This window comes from Porcibacter vitabionis, assembly GCF_046263795.1.
In the GTDB taxonomy this organism is placed as follows: Bacteria; Bacillota; Clostridia; order Lachnospirales; family Lachnospiraceae; genus Lachnocurva.
The window spans coordinates 66381-79369 of sequence record NZ_JBJYZD010000002.1 but is presented as its reverse complement, the minus strand read 5'-3'; the positions used below and the strand labels follow the sequence as shown (position 1 = coordinate 79369).

The following is a 12989-nucleotide window of genomic DNA, read 5'->3' as shown; positions in this document are numbered from 1 at the left end:
TATCCTATTATCAGAGATACTTCGCGCTTAATCGTAAGAGCTCTTCCTGATCGGTCTCTTTGGTATTCACAATGCCGGCCAGGTGTCCGTTACTCATCACACCGATTCGGTTTGTAATACCGAGAATTTCAGGCATTTCAGAAGAAACCACGATAATGGTCTTGCCCTGTTTTGCCATCTTAATGATAAGCTCATAGATCTCATACTTGGCACCGACATCGATGCCTCGGGTTGGCTCATCCATCAGAAAGACCTTGGGATCCCGCTCCATCCACTTACCGAAAATAACCTTCTGCTGGTTACCGCCGGACAGGTTGGCAATCATATCATCCGGTCCCATGGTCTTGGTATGCATAACGGAGATTTCATTCGAAGTTGCCTTTATCATCTTCGGACTGCTCAGAGCAACTCCCGACTTATAATGATTCATGTTGGCAATGGTGGTATTGAAAGTAAGGTCTCCCTTTAAGAAGAGTCCGTTCGCTTTTCTCTCCTCTGTGATCATTGCAAATCCGTGATCCATGGCATCTTTGGAACTGTTGAAGTTACTAAGCTTGTCATCGTAGTAGACACGACCGGAAGCCCGGGTCCGCATTCCGAAGATTGTCTCCAGAAGTTCGGATCTGCCTGCGCCGACCAGGCCGTATAGGCCGAAGATTTCTCCCTGACGAACATCAAAGGTGACATCTTTTAAGAAAGGCGCAAATTTCGTCGACAGATGCTGAACCTTCAGAATCGTCTTACCCGGCTTGTTATCCACCGGAGGAAAACGATTGTCCAGAGACCGGCCGACCATGGCTGCAATCAGCTCATTCATGTTGGTTTCTGAAACCGGCTTTGTCATCACAAGAGAACCATCCCGAAGGACCGATACCTCATCGCAGATCTCGAAAACCTCATCCATCTTATGTGAGATATAGATGATGGAAATACCTTGTTCCTTCAAAGCCCGCATCATTTTAAAGAGTTTCTCAACTTCCGGAACGGTCAAAGAGGATGTCGGCTCGTCCAGAACAATGATTTTCGAATGATAGGAAATAGCCTTTGCAATTTCAACCATCTGCCGCTGAGAAACGGACATATATTTCATGGGCTGAGTCAGATTCACCGTCATATTGAGCTGGCGGAAGAGATCCGATGCCTCCTTTTTCATCCGTGCTTCATCAATGACACCTAACGATGTCTTGGGATAGCGTCCCAAAAAGAGGTTATCAACGACACTTCTCTCCAGGCATTGGTTTAATTCCTGGTGAACCATGGCAATACCATTCTCCAAGGCCTCTTTGGGTCCGGAGAAATTGATTTCCTTACCGTCCAGAATAATTCGTCCTTCATCCTTCTGATAGGTACCGAACAGACACTTCATCATGGTTGATTTACCAGCACCGTTCTCTCCCATCAGACCCATAATGGATCCTCGTTTCACATCCATATTAATGTGATCCAGAACCCGGTTACGGCCAAAGGACTTGCACATTCCGCGAATCGATAAGATAACATTATCTTTCTCTTCTGCCATATGTATACTCCTGTACTACTTAGAATCGAAAAAACAGTCACAACAGATCTGTCACAGAATCCAATTTTACAGAAAGTCTTAGGGGGTATTGACTTTTCTTTTTCATTGTAGATCCTGTAGTTGAGATCAGAGATTTGGCTCTCATGTCTCAGAAGATTTGAAAGCGGAAGGTGAAGAAAATGATACAGAATAAAATCTGATTGTCCTATTTTGTATTCTCCATCTTCTTCCGTCTCAAAAAAGAGAGGAGGCAGCAGGAGACGACCTCCTGATGCCTCCTCAAATTATGCTGCATTTTACTCTGCAGCCATCCTGTTAACAGTTATTACTGATTCAGGATTGCGGTGTAGGATGCCGCATTATCGGTCTTAACCATGTTGATTGCAAATGCATCATACTGGCTGGGGTTACCAAGACGGTTTGTGATATTGGACTCCGTCTGGCCATCACCACCAATGTAGTCAACATCAAGATTCAAAAGCTTGTCATACTTCTTCAGAAGCGGCTGATAAGTAGAACCAAGGAAGTTATCGGAGGAGTTATAGATATCCAGCCATACCTTCTTCTTGTCACTCTTCACCTGATTGCTTACCGGCTCATAGGTCTTGGTAGAATCGGTGAAATCCTTGTAGTTATCAGCGGTAACAGCAACGTTCAATGCATAGAAGGAACGATTGTCCTTATCATATCTGTAAACATCATCTGTCAGAACGTTTCCTGCATCATCCTTTGTTGCAATGCCGGTCATGACATCCTTGCCGTCCAGAGCATTTCTTAAAACACGCAGTGTCAGATAAGCCTGAACGTCAGCATGCTGGCTGATGGTTCCGCCGTAGCCGTCTGCAATTGCTGCAACTGCATCGGAGTTTGCATCATAGCCGAAGGTAGGAACCTTGTTGTCCTTGGACCATGCATTGAACATGGACATTCCCATACCATCATTATTGGAGATGACCAGATCGATCTGATCACCGAAAGAAGAAGACCAGGTACCAATTGCATTACCTGCAGTAGCTGCATCCCATGTAGCACCTGCAGAGTTCTTCATTTCCTGAGAAGCAAGCTCACGAACCTTCAGTCCTCCTACACTACCGTCCTGAACATCCTTAGAGGATCCGTCGGTGTTGGTACCAACCGGCTTGTAGTCGATGTCGTTTCCGTCCTTAACCCCTGTGCCAAGTGCTTTACGAACACCTCTGGTACGAGCAATCGAATCGTTATGTCCGATATCACCGATTGCAAGGACATAACCGATGGTTCCGTCATGATTCCGGTCCAGATCAGCTGCATGTTTCTGAATGTAATCTGCAACCATCTTGCCCTGGAGTTCAGCACCCTGATTCGCATCAAATCCGACATAATAAGTATTGTCGTTGAAATGAAGTGCATTGGAATCCAGCTCACCGGTGGAGCTGTTGGACGGCTGACGGTTATACCATACAACCGGCTTATCCTTATTGGCTACGCTGCTCGTGGATTTTCCACTGCCTTTAGAGCCACTTCCCGAAGATCCGCAAGCCATCATTGATGCTCCAAGCACACATGCCAGAGCTGCTGCAAAAATTCTTTTTTTCTGCATGTAAAAACCCTCCTTTATCAAGCACCCCTTGTGCCTCATCTGTTTTACAAGGAATACTATAAGGATTTTTGATCTTGAAAAACATAGAATATTTTAATGACCATCTTAGATATTCTAAGATTTTTTATTGATCCTGTATAATATATATAAAAACAAGGCTTATCTTTTGTGCATTATTTCTGGTTTGTGAACATACAGCTATCGAAATACGAAAGAGACCTAAAAATTGCACAAAAAAGCCCTGCCACAAGGCAGGGCTAAAAGATTTTACTTTCTGGCAACCGGCAGAGATATTTTATCGATCCGGCGAAGCTCTTCCTCCGAGAAATCCGGCTGTTTTAAACTATCCAAATTCTCGAGAATCTGCTCCGCTTTCGATGCTCCGATCAAAACCGATGTCACTTCCTTCGAATGAAGGACAAAGGCAAGCGCCATCTGAGGAAGGGTCTGACCACGTTCCTTAGCCAAAGCATCCAATGAACGAATGGCTGCCTTCTTTTCCTCTGTTAAGTCGCTCGCATGAAGGAAGCGGCCATCTCTGGCCATTCTGGAATCCTTAGGGATGTCCTTCAAATACTTCTCGGAAAGGAGACCCTGAGCCAGAGGAGAAAAGCAGATAATTCCCATCCCGGTTCTCCCTGCGCTCTCCTTTAATCCGTTGTTTTCGATGGTTCGATCCAAAATCGAATAACGATTCTGATGAATGATAAGTGGCAGGTGGATTTCCCTTGCAATCTGAACAGCCTTATCTGCCATTTCCCCGTTATAATTGGAAAGGCCGACATAAAGAGCCTTGCCGGAACGAACGATCTGGTCCAGAGCCATGATGGTCTCCTCAATCGGTGTATTCGGATCCATTCTGTGGTGATAGAAGATATCGACATAATCGAGCCCCATGCGTTTCAGAGACTGATTCAGAGATGCGATCAGATATTTTCGCGATCCCCAGTTTCCATAAGGACCCGGCCACATATCATATCCTGCCTTCGTAGAAATAATCAGCTGATCCCGATAAGGCATGAGATCCTCCTTTAGGATCTGACCGAAATTCGTCTCTGCTCTTCCATATTCCGGGCCATAATTATTGGCCAGATCAAAATGAGTAATGCCATGGTCAAAGGCCGTAAAAAGGAGCTTTTTCATATTGGAAAAGTCACTGTTACAGCCGAAATTATGCCAAAGTCCCAGAGAGATCTTAGGAAGCATGAGACCGGATCTGCCTACATGTTGATATAAATCGGTATTGTCATAACGGTGTTCATCTGCCTGGTAAGTCATTTCTTGTCCCCCTTATTTCATTATTATTTCATTATTTCCAATTCCAATCATCTGAAAATGTTTCAGTATGAATGTCAAAAACTTTTAATACCCGAATCAAAACCCATCCTATTTATGAGAAAGGATCTCATGGCGCAATCGAAGATCTGCCTCCTCATCATGGGCTCGATAGGCTTCGTAGAGTGCCTTCTGATAGACGAGAAAAGCATGGTCAAATTCCGGAACGGTATCCTTCCATAAGAATTCAGCCCCATTGACCGAGGCCCAGACATCCTGGGCAGACCGTCTGGCTCTCTCCTTCTCCTTAATGGTGATCAGACCAAGGAGTTTCTTTCCATAGCCCGGCTGATCCATCGTTGCGACGTAACGGCATGCCGAATCATAAAGAGCCTGATAGAGGCAGGCATCTGCCCTCTCCTGATCCAGTCCCTTCCGAACAAAGGTCTGACAGAGCAAAAATCCGAGCGCCTCCCAGATCTCCCTGGCTTTCCGAAGCCTGTTTCTGGCATTGCTGTAATTGCTCCGGCTGTCTGAGATCGTGATCAGAGCCGTAAAGCTCTCAATAAAGCGATCTCTTTCCCCGAGGTCTCTTCTTCCATGACAAAGCTTTTGGATCTCCTGTCTCAGCCCCTCTTCTAATGTTTCCTGCGTCTCTTCCATGCTGTCCCTTCTCCTTTATATCAATGTTCAAGCGATTCCTCATAGTCCGAAATTCTTCCCGCATCTCCTCCGGGATCGTCCTGGATTCTATGATTTTCTGCAAGGTCATCCTCTGAATCGTGGGATCCAGGGAATTATTCCGGATCACCGGCATCATTTCTTTTGGAAAATGGAGATAACATTCTGCCATGGCCCAGGCAATCGCCATTTTTGCATAGTACTTGTCTGCCTGCATTTCTTCCAAAGCTTCCACCGTTTTAGAAAGCCAGTGATCATCAATATAATAATCCAAAAGCATGACTGCGGCAAAGCGCTGTTCGTATTCCTTATCAGAATGAATGTAGGGCTGCAAAAATAAGAAAAACGGCTCCTGGTCTTTTTTTACAAATTTTAAGGTTGAACAGCAGCTGTCGCAAACCGACCAGCTATTGATCTTCGGGACAAAGCCCCGGATCAGATCCAGCCTCTCTTCCATCGGGCAATTCATATAAGCTATGATCATACCCTGAAGCATCAATTCTTCCAGGCAGTTATCCGAAAGCTGTTTTAGATTCCATCTTCCATCTTCCCGGGCAAGCTCTTTTGCCATTTTTCGAAGCTGTGGCAGACGAACACCAAGTATAGATGTGACGCCGGGAAGAAGACCCGAAGAAAATTTCCGATAGTCTGCATCTGCATGTTTTTCCAATTCTTTTCGGATCTCTTGCCGACTCCTTTTCATCTTGTGACTTCCCTTCTCCTTTTCATCCGGCCGGTCTCAAATCATTGTACAACAATGTCACCGTTTTGTGATCGAAGGGTCATGTCTTTTTCCCCTTTTCCGACTGTGATCTCCGATTTCGAATCAGGACTTCCGTCATAGATCCCGTCAGCGATGGAGATATCTCCTTCTCCTCCGGTCAGATGATAGCGGTATTCCGACAAATGATCTGACGGTTTTACTGACAGATCACCCGTATCGCTGGTCAGATCTGTTGTTTCAAAGCAGATCCTCTCTGCCGTCACATCTCCATTTTCAGAAGAAGCATGAAGAGAATTGCCATTCCAATTGGAAAGGGAAAGATCCCCGTTTTTACTATCCAATTTTACTGCATCTCCTGTGGCAGTCTGCTTGGAAGATAAATTCAGATCTCCATTCTTGCTGGAAATATTTACCGCCCCGATCGTAAGTTCCTGATCAAAAGCCACCGTAACATCACCGTTTGCTGTCGAAATGTCCCATTCTCCCATCGAAGAAAGCTCTTTGGGAACAATCACTGTCAGAAGACCTGTGGGAGCCTTCCCGGTCGATGGATCTGAAATAACAAGGACATCATTCTCCATATGATATACCGGAAAGCGGGACTTGTTTCCTCGGTAGCTAAGTGAATAATCCGCACCGTTTTCCAAAGAGACATCCGCATTTTTCAGCTCGATCCTGACACTGGAAAAAGGTTCGATCTCCTTTTTTGTTGTCTCGTTTCCTTCATTGTAGAAGCCGAAGAAAAAATCATCGTCAGAGATATGTAAGACCGGCATACCTATACGAGTAAAAGTACCATAGCAGATTGCTGCGATCGTTGCCAGCGATAGAAGGGTGAGATAAATATTTCTTAGATATCTCTTTTTCTTTTCCATGAAATTCACTCGCCTTTCTCATTTCCAAAGATCGTATGGATCAGGTTATTGACAATTGCTGCAATCGGCCAGATGATCCAGCTGATCGCCCAGGAAAAGGTCAGAAAGCTGATGATCAGATAAGCGCAGACGACGGTTGGCCAGTAGAGAGACATGAAAGCCTGTAGTCTCGGATGATTATAATAAACATCCCTCTGCCCTTCTGAGAAATAGCCCTCCATCTTCTGCCGGCTATTGAGTCGTAAAAGGCGGGCATAGCCATTCTCTCTGCCGGAAGCTGCAACCAGAATAAAAACTGCTATACCAACCATGAAAAGAAGGATCGTCACACCGATCCCGGCGAAAAATGCTTCCCTTTTCCACATGCATAATACAATCAGTGGTATGTAACAAGTACAAAAGAGAATGACCGCAATGGTCCGTTCCAGGATCACCGTGCCATGCAGTTGATTTCTGGCATCATTTACCATTCCGGTCGTAGAATAATCGATGCTGCAAGCTTCTCTTTTCAAAAAAGCCCATTTTCCCATCTTAAGTCCGCTGTAGGTACAGAGCCCGACACATGCCGCGATTGCCAGGAAAAGAAAGACCAATCCCAGAATAATGAAATTTCGGCCATTGGAGGAATGCAGGGTAGCAGCAAGGATGACTCCACATGGAGAAACAATGGCAAGGAATACACCAAGCCCCCGCAGCATACTGCTCAGAGTTGCATCAAAGAGATAGGAACGAACCTCCTCTTCTGTAACCTTACGAGTATTCGAAAAATATACACCTTTATCATGTAAAATGTGGCTGATTCCGAGTGCTTCTGCCAGGTCATCCAGATTCCCGAATTCTGCAATGACCTGTCCGACCGCTTCATTATCCGACTTTCCTTCCGCCATGAGTTCTGTGTATTTATCTTCCATCATCTGTCCCAGTTCACACTTGGCCTTGATCACTTCCGGCGTATTTGGAAGACTTGCAAACATCGATTCCAGATAGTTTTGAATTGTTTCCATTACGTTTCCTTTCTGATGAAATGCTCAATCACCTGTTTGGTCAGGTCCCATTCACTGCATTTTTCTCTGTAATATTGTTTTCCCTTTTCCGTGATTCGGTAGTAGGTCCGCCGTTTCCCCTGGTCAGAAAACCCTGTAAAGGATTCGATATATCCGTTCTTTTCCATACGGGTAAAGGCGGAATAAAGGGTCGTCTCTTTGATAATATAGGCATCCTTTGTCTTTTCCCGAATCATCTTTGAGATCTCATATCCATAGGATGGCTGATCCAGAAGCAGACTCAATATGATAGTGTCATTGTAGCCCCGAATCACATCACTGCTGATTTCCAAGCATATCCTCCTTTCTGTCGAATTATATCTGTCGTATTATGTCTGTCGTATTACGGCTGTCGTAGTATCTTGACAAAAATATAATACAACGACTATCGTAGTACGTCAATCGTAGTTTATGTTTTTAGATCCATTTTTGTAAAAAAAAGACGGAAAACGCTCTCGCGTTTTCCGTCTGAAAACAGTCATTTCAAATCAGCCATTGATCTGAGCTGCAACTTCAGCTGCAAAGTCTTCGTTCTTCTTCTCCATGCCTTCGCCGGTCTCGAAACGAACGAACTTCTTCAGAGTCAGAGTAGAACCAAGACTCTTGGAAACCTCATCCAGATACTTCTGAACGGTCTGCTTACCATCAGCAGCCTTTACATAAGGCTGATCCATCAGGCAGACTTCCTTCAACTCCTTATTCAGTCTACCCTTAACCATGCCTTCCTTCACCTTGTCAGGCTTCTGGGATTCCTTCGGATCATTCTCGATCTGGGCCTTGATGATCTCGGTCTCATGATTAATGAAGTCCTGATCAACATCTTTATCAGACAGATACTTGGGATTTAAAGCTGCGATCTGCATTGCGATGTTGTGAACTGCTTCCTTTGCCTCGTCATTTACAACTGCACACTCAGCATCTACCAAAACAGAGATACGGCCGCCGCCATGTGTATAGGAAACGACGAAACCATTCTCTTCAGATACACGCTCGAAACGGCGGATGGAAAGCTTCTCACCGATGACAGCGATCTCTTCTACCAGAGCTTCCTGAACAGTCTTGGAAGGATCCTTTGCCCACTTCTCAGCCATAAAGCTATCCATATCCTCAGCATCACTATTCAGTGCCTGCTCAGCGACTTCCTTAACATATGTCTGGAACTTTTCATTGGATGCAACGAAGTCAGTCTCAGAGTTGACCTCTACAACAACGGCCTTCTTATCACCATCATTTGCTACCAGGCAGAGACCCTCTGCTGCGATCCGGCTGGCCTTCTTCTCAGCCTTTGCCTGACCATTCTTACGCAGGTACTCTACTGCTTCTGCCATATCTCCGTTGGTCTCAGCCAGTGCCTTCTTGCACTCCATCATGCCGGCACCGGTCTGCTCACGAAGTTCCTTAACCATCTTTGCTGTAATTGCCATTTTAATTTCCTCCGAAAATAGGTCATCTAAAAGGGAATGTAAAATCCAAACCTTGCGTTCAGATAGATCACTCGTTCTCCTCAGTCTCTTCTACCTTAGCTTCCTCGGATGCGTTCTCCTCAGCGCCCTGCTTTGCCTCTACAACGGCATCAGCCATCGTAGCAGTCAGAAGCTTAACGGCACGGATCGCATCATCGTTACCGGGGATGACATAATCCAGTTCTTCCGGATCACAGTTGGTATCGCAGATACCGATCAGGGTAATGCCAAGCTTATTTGCTTCATCAACGCAGAGATGCTCCTTCTTCGGATCGATAACAAAGATGGCATCCGGAATCCGCTTCATATCCTTGATACCGCCAAGGTTCTTCTGAAGCTTCTCCATCTCCTTAACGAGTTCAGCAACTTCCTTCTTCGGCAGTACATCGAAGGTTCCGTCTTCCTGCATACGCTCAATGGTCTTCAGGCGCTCGATACGGGACTGGATGGTCTTGAAGTTGGTCAGCATACCGCCAAGCCAACGCTCATTGACATAGAACATGCCGCAGCGCTCTGCCTCTTCACGAACAGCATCCTGTGCCTGCTTCTTGGTACCTACGAAAAGAACGGTACCGCCCTGAGCTACAATATCATAAACTGCATTGTAAGCATTGTCGATCATGCCTACGGTCTTCTGCAGGTCGATGATGTAGATACCGTTACGCTCGGTGAAGATGTAAGGAGCCATCTTAGGGTTCCATCTTCTGGTCTGGTGACCGAAATGTACGCCTGCCTCAAGTAACTGTTTCATGGATAAAACACTCATTTTAAAACCTCCATTGGTTAAAACTTCCATGACGGATCCTCTCTCGGATCGACCGCAATGCGGCACCGGGATCCGGAATCCCCGTCACGTGTAAACTACAAACGTTGAAATTATACTATAGTATGACAAGAGATGCAAGCATGCATTATCAGCCTTTTATTTTCTCTTGTCCTTGATCTTTTCCAGTTCACTGAAAACCACATCGTTCAGGACCTTAATATAGGTTCCCTTCATACCGGAAGATCTGGACTCGATCACTCCCGCAGATTCAAATTTCCGAAGGGCATTGACGATAACAGATCTTGTGATCCCGACACGATCTGCAATCTTACTTGCAACCAGGATTCCCTCTGTGCCGTCCAGCTCATCGAAGATGTGAATAATTGCTTCCAGTTCTGAATAAGAAAGTGTGCTGATTGCAGATTTTACGATCTGCTCCTTACGGTTTTCTTCCTCATTCTCTTCATTGACAGACCGCATCATCTCAAGTCCGACAACAGTTGTGCCATACTCAGCCAGAATGATATCGTCAATGTCATAGAGTCTGTTATAGCGATAAACGAAAAGCGTTCCCAGCCGGTCTCCTGCAATTTCGATCGGGGTAATAATTGCAGCGTACTTGGAAGAATCCGTCTTTTCAAAGCCAAGGGTGGAGAGATTTACATTTTCCTTGGTGGAAAGAATGCCCAGAAGACGTTCATTCAAAAGTCCATCCACAAAAGAGCCGACCTCATCGACCAAAAGCTCAGTGATTTCCGGAACTTCGCTGTCATTACTGATTCCAAGGACTTTGCCCTTCTTACTGATCACAAGAACCGAAGATTCCAGGACATCTGTCAATACCTTACAGATGTCATTAAATACAATCTTGGATGAATTGTTGTTGTGTAAAAGCTTTCCGATTTTCCTTGTTTTATCGAGTAACTGTACTCCCATATTTCCTCCTTAAAATTATTTCTCATCTTTGGAAAGAGTTTCTGTATATCCGCATTCTTTGTCTGAGCAAACCAGGCGGTTGCCACGGATCACCATATACTTGCCGCACTTGGGGCAGGACTTGCCGACCGGCCTCTGCCAACTCATAAAATCGCAGTTCGGATAATCCTCACAGCCATAGAAGACACGACCCTTCTTGGTTTTCCGAATCACAACATCCTTGCCGCACTTGGGGCAGGCAACACCGATCTTCTCGAGATAGGGCTTGGTATTCCGGCATTCGGGGAAGCCCGGACAAGCCAGGAATTTTCCGTGCGGTCCATATTTGATCACCATATGTCTGCCGCAGTTTTCACAGATCACATCCGTCACTTCATCTGCGATCTTGACCTTCTCCAGATCCTTTTCTGCCTGTTTTACCGACTCCTCGAGGTCGGGATAGAAGTTCAAGATAATGGATTTCCAATCGACGGTTCCTTCTTCTACTCCGTCGAGAAGGCTCTCCATATTGGCTGTAAACTTCTCATCCACAATGGTCGGGAAGCACTTTTTCATAATCGAATTTACCGCATCGCCGAGCTCCGTCATGAAAATATTCCGGCCTTCTTTGGTGACATAATGCCGTTTCAGAAGGGTGGAGATCGTCGGCGCATAAGTGGAAGGACGGCCGATGCCGAGTTCCTCCAGGGTATGCACCAGAGAAGCCTCCGTAAAGTGGCTTGGCGGCTGGGTGAAGTGCTGCTTCTCATCAAAACTGTCGAAGGTCAGTTTACTGTCTTCGGTCAGTTTCATGACCGCTTCCTTCTTCTCATCCTTCTCCTGATCTGCTTCCGTATAAACCAGCATATAACCGTCAAAAGTCCGGTGGGATGCAGAAGCTGTGAAGAGATAATGTCCGGCCTTGATCCGAACCGTCTTCGTCTCATAGCGGGCATTGGACATCTGACTGGCCATGAAACGCCGCCAGATCAATTGATAAAGGCGGAACTGCTCCCTGGTAAGAGAATCCTTGATATCAGATGGCAGACGGGTCAGATCGGCCGGACGAATTGCTTCATGGGCATCCTGAATCCGCCCCTGCTTGGCCTCGCCCTTCGTTTTTCTTAGGAACTCATCTCCATAAGTCTCTGAAATATAGGCCGAAGCTTGTGTCTGTGCCTCTTCAGATACACGAACGGAATCCGTTCGAAGATAGGTGATGAGACCGACCGTTCCGCTTCCCTTGATATCCACGCCTTCATAAAGCTGCTGGGCAACCCGCATGGTCTTCTGCGTGGTGAAATTCAAAGCCTTGAATGCTTCCTGCTGAAGCGTAGATGTCGTAAAAGGAAGGGGTGCCTTCTTCTCTCTCGAAGCAGTCTTGATGGAATCCACCTGAAATTCAGACCCGGTCACTTCTTTCATGATCTGATCCAGTGAAGCCTTGTCAGAGATCTCCATCTTCTTGCCATTTTTCCCATAGAAAGAAGCAGTAATCTTCTGTTTCATGTCATCCGGATGCAGGAGAACATCCAGTGTGTAATATTCCTGAGGGATAAATGCATCGATCTCAGCTTCCCGGTCGGCAATGATACGAAGTGCTACCGACTGAACACGTCCTGCAGAAAGCCCTCTCTTGACCTTAGCCCAGAGCAAGGGACTGATCTCATATCCCACCATCCGGTCCAGGACACGTCTTGCCTGCTGAGCATCCACCAGATTCATATCGATGGAACGGGGGTTTTTAAAAGATGCTTTGACAGCATTCTTAGTGATCTCGTTAAAAGTGATCCGCTTGACATCTTTTCCTTCCAGGTTCAAAGCCTTGGTCAAATGCCAGGAAATCGCCTCTCCTTCACGGTCCGGGTCGGTTGCGAGATAAACATGATCTGCCTTTTTCACTTCTTTCCGAAGCGCCGCCAATAATTCACCCTTGCCACGGATCGTTATATATTTGGGCTCGCATCCATGCTCCACATCAATGCCGAGCTGACTTTTCGGCAGATCACGGACATGCCCCTGAGAAGCAACTACTTCATAGTTTTTACCGAGAAATTTTTTTATGGTTTTCACCTTTGTCGGTGACTCCACAATAACGAGGTTCTTTGCCATATAAAAATTACCTCCCTGCTTTTGTAAACAAACGCAT

The 12989-nt window shown here is 45.9% G+C and carries 12 protein-coding genes; all 12 read right to left on the bottom strand.

Annotation, left to right across the window (positions count from 1 at the left end):
* Positions 1–10 precede the first annotated feature (10 nt).
* Complete coding sequence (locus tag ACKX2L_RS01965) at positions 11–1519, bottom strand: sugar ABC transporter ATP-binding protein (RefSeq protein ID WP_497550660.1); 1509 nt, start codon at positions 1517–1519, stop codon at positions 11–13.
* A gap of 325 nt (positions 1520–1844) precedes the next feature.
* A complete protein-coding gene (locus ACKX2L_RS01960) occupies positions 1845–3098 on the bottom strand; it encodes a substrate-binding domain-containing protein (RefSeq protein WP_497550661.1) in 1254 nt (417 codons plus the stop codon).
* Positions 3099–3365: 267 nt separating this feature from the next.
* On the bottom strand, positions 3366–4376 hold the full coding sequence (locus ACKX2L_RS01955; protein WP_497550662.1) for an aldo/keto reductase: 1011 nt from the start codon (positions 4374–4376) through the stop codon (positions 3366–3368).
* A gap of 108 nt (positions 4377–4484) precedes the next feature.
* Positions 4485–5036: a DUF6553 family protein gene (locus ACKX2L_RS01950; protein WP_497550663.1), complete on the bottom strand. Its 552-nt coding sequence runs from the start codon at positions 5034–5036 to the stop codon at positions 4485–4487.
* On the bottom strand, positions 4936–5757 hold the full coding sequence (locus ACKX2L_RS01945) for a DNA alkylation repair protein (RefSeq protein WP_497550664.1): 822 nt from the start codon (positions 5755–5757) through the stop codon (positions 4936–4938). Before ACKX2L_RS01945 ends, ACKX2L_RS01950 begins: the two co-directional genes overlap by 101 nt.
* Before the next feature lie 41 nt (positions 5758–5798).
* Entirely contained in the window at positions 5799–6653 is an 855-nt protein-coding gene (locus tag ACKX2L_RS01940) for a DUF4097 family beta strand repeat-containing protein (protein WP_497550665.1), read from the bottom strand.
* Positions 6654–6658: 5 nt separating this feature from the next.
* Positions 6659–7657 (bottom strand): permease prefix domain 1-containing protein, encoded by a 999-nt coding sequence (locus ACKX2L_RS01935; RefSeq protein ID WP_497550666.1) that lies wholly within the window; start codon positions 7655–7657, stop codon positions 6659–6661.
* Positions 7657–7989, bottom strand: a complete 333-nt coding sequence (locus tag ACKX2L_RS01930; protein ID WP_497550667.1) for a PadR family transcriptional regulator — start codon at positions 7987–7989, stop codon at positions 7657–7659. Before ACKX2L_RS01930 ends, ACKX2L_RS01935 begins: the two co-directional genes overlap by 1 nt.
* A 195-nt stretch (positions 7990–8184) precedes the next feature.
* Positions 8185–9120 carry a translation elongation factor Ts gene (gene tsf / locus ACKX2L_RS01925; protein WP_497550668.1) on the bottom strand — a complete coding sequence of 312 codons (936 nt, stop codon included), beginning with the start codon at positions 9118–9120 and terminating at the stop codon, positions 8185–8187.
* A gap of 67 nt (positions 9121–9187) precedes the next feature.
* On the bottom strand, positions 9188–9925 hold the full coding sequence (rpsB, locus tag ACKX2L_RS01920) for a 30S ribosomal protein S2 (protein WP_497550734.1): 738 nt from the start codon (positions 9923–9925) through the stop codon (positions 9188–9190).
* Between the two features lie 156 nt (positions 9926–10081).
* Positions 10082–10861 (bottom strand): GTP-sensing pleiotropic transcriptional regulator CodY, encoded by a 780-nt coding sequence (gene codY / locus ACKX2L_RS01915; RefSeq protein WP_497550669.1) that lies wholly within the window; start codon positions 10859–10861, stop codon positions 10082–10084.
* Between the two features lie 15 nt (positions 10862–10876).
* Complete coding sequence (gene topA / locus ACKX2L_RS01910; RefSeq protein WP_497552562.1) at positions 10877–12952, bottom strand: type I DNA topoisomerase; 2076 nt, start codon at positions 12950–12952, stop codon at positions 10877–10879.
* Positions 12953–12989: the final 37 nt, after the last annotated feature.

Bases quoted from the DNA above. Each gene is read 5' to 3' on its own strand.
- ACKX2L_RS01965 (WP_497550660.1), bottom strand. From the start codon at position 1,519: ATGGCAGAAGAGAAAGATAATGTTATCTTATCGATTCGCGGAATGTGC.
- ACKX2L_RS01960 (WP_497550661.1), bottom strand. From the start codon at position 3,098: ATGCAGAAAAAAAGAATTTTTGCAGCAGCTCTGGCATGTGTGCTTGGA.
- ACKX2L_RS01955 (WP_497550662.1), bottom strand. From the start codon at position 4,376: ATGACTTACCAGGCAGATGAACACCGTTATGACAATACCGATTTATAT.
- ACKX2L_RS01950 (WP_497550663.1), bottom strand. From the start codon at position 5,036: ATGGAAGAGACGCAGGAAACATTAGAAGAGGGGCTGAGACAGGAGATC.
- ACKX2L_RS01945 (WP_497550664.1), bottom strand. From the start codon at position 5,757: ATGAAAAGGAGTCGGCAAGAGATCCGAAAAGAATTGGAAAAACATGCA.
- ACKX2L_RS01940 (WP_497550665.1), bottom strand. From the start codon at position 6,653: ATGGAAAAGAAAAAGAGATATCTAAGAAATATTTATCTCACCCTTCTA.
- ACKX2L_RS01935 (WP_497550666.1), bottom strand. From the start codon at position 7,657: ATGGAAACAATTCAAAACTATCTGGAATCGATGTTTGCAAGTCTTCCA.
- tsf (WP_497550668.1), bottom strand. From the start codon at position 9,120: ATGGCAATTACAGCAAAGATGGTTAAGGAACTTCGTGAGCAGACCGGT.
- rpsB (WP_497550734.1), bottom strand. From the start codon at position 9,925: ATGAGTGTTTTATCCATGAAACAGTTACTTGAGGCAGGCGTACATTTC.
- codY (WP_497550669.1), bottom strand. From the start codon at position 10,861: ATGGGAGTACAGTTACTCGATAAAACAAGGAAAATCGGAAAGCTTTTA.
- topA (WP_497552562.1), bottom strand. From the start codon at position 12,952: ATGGCAAAGAACCTCGTTATTGTGGAGTCACCGACAAAGGTGAAAACC.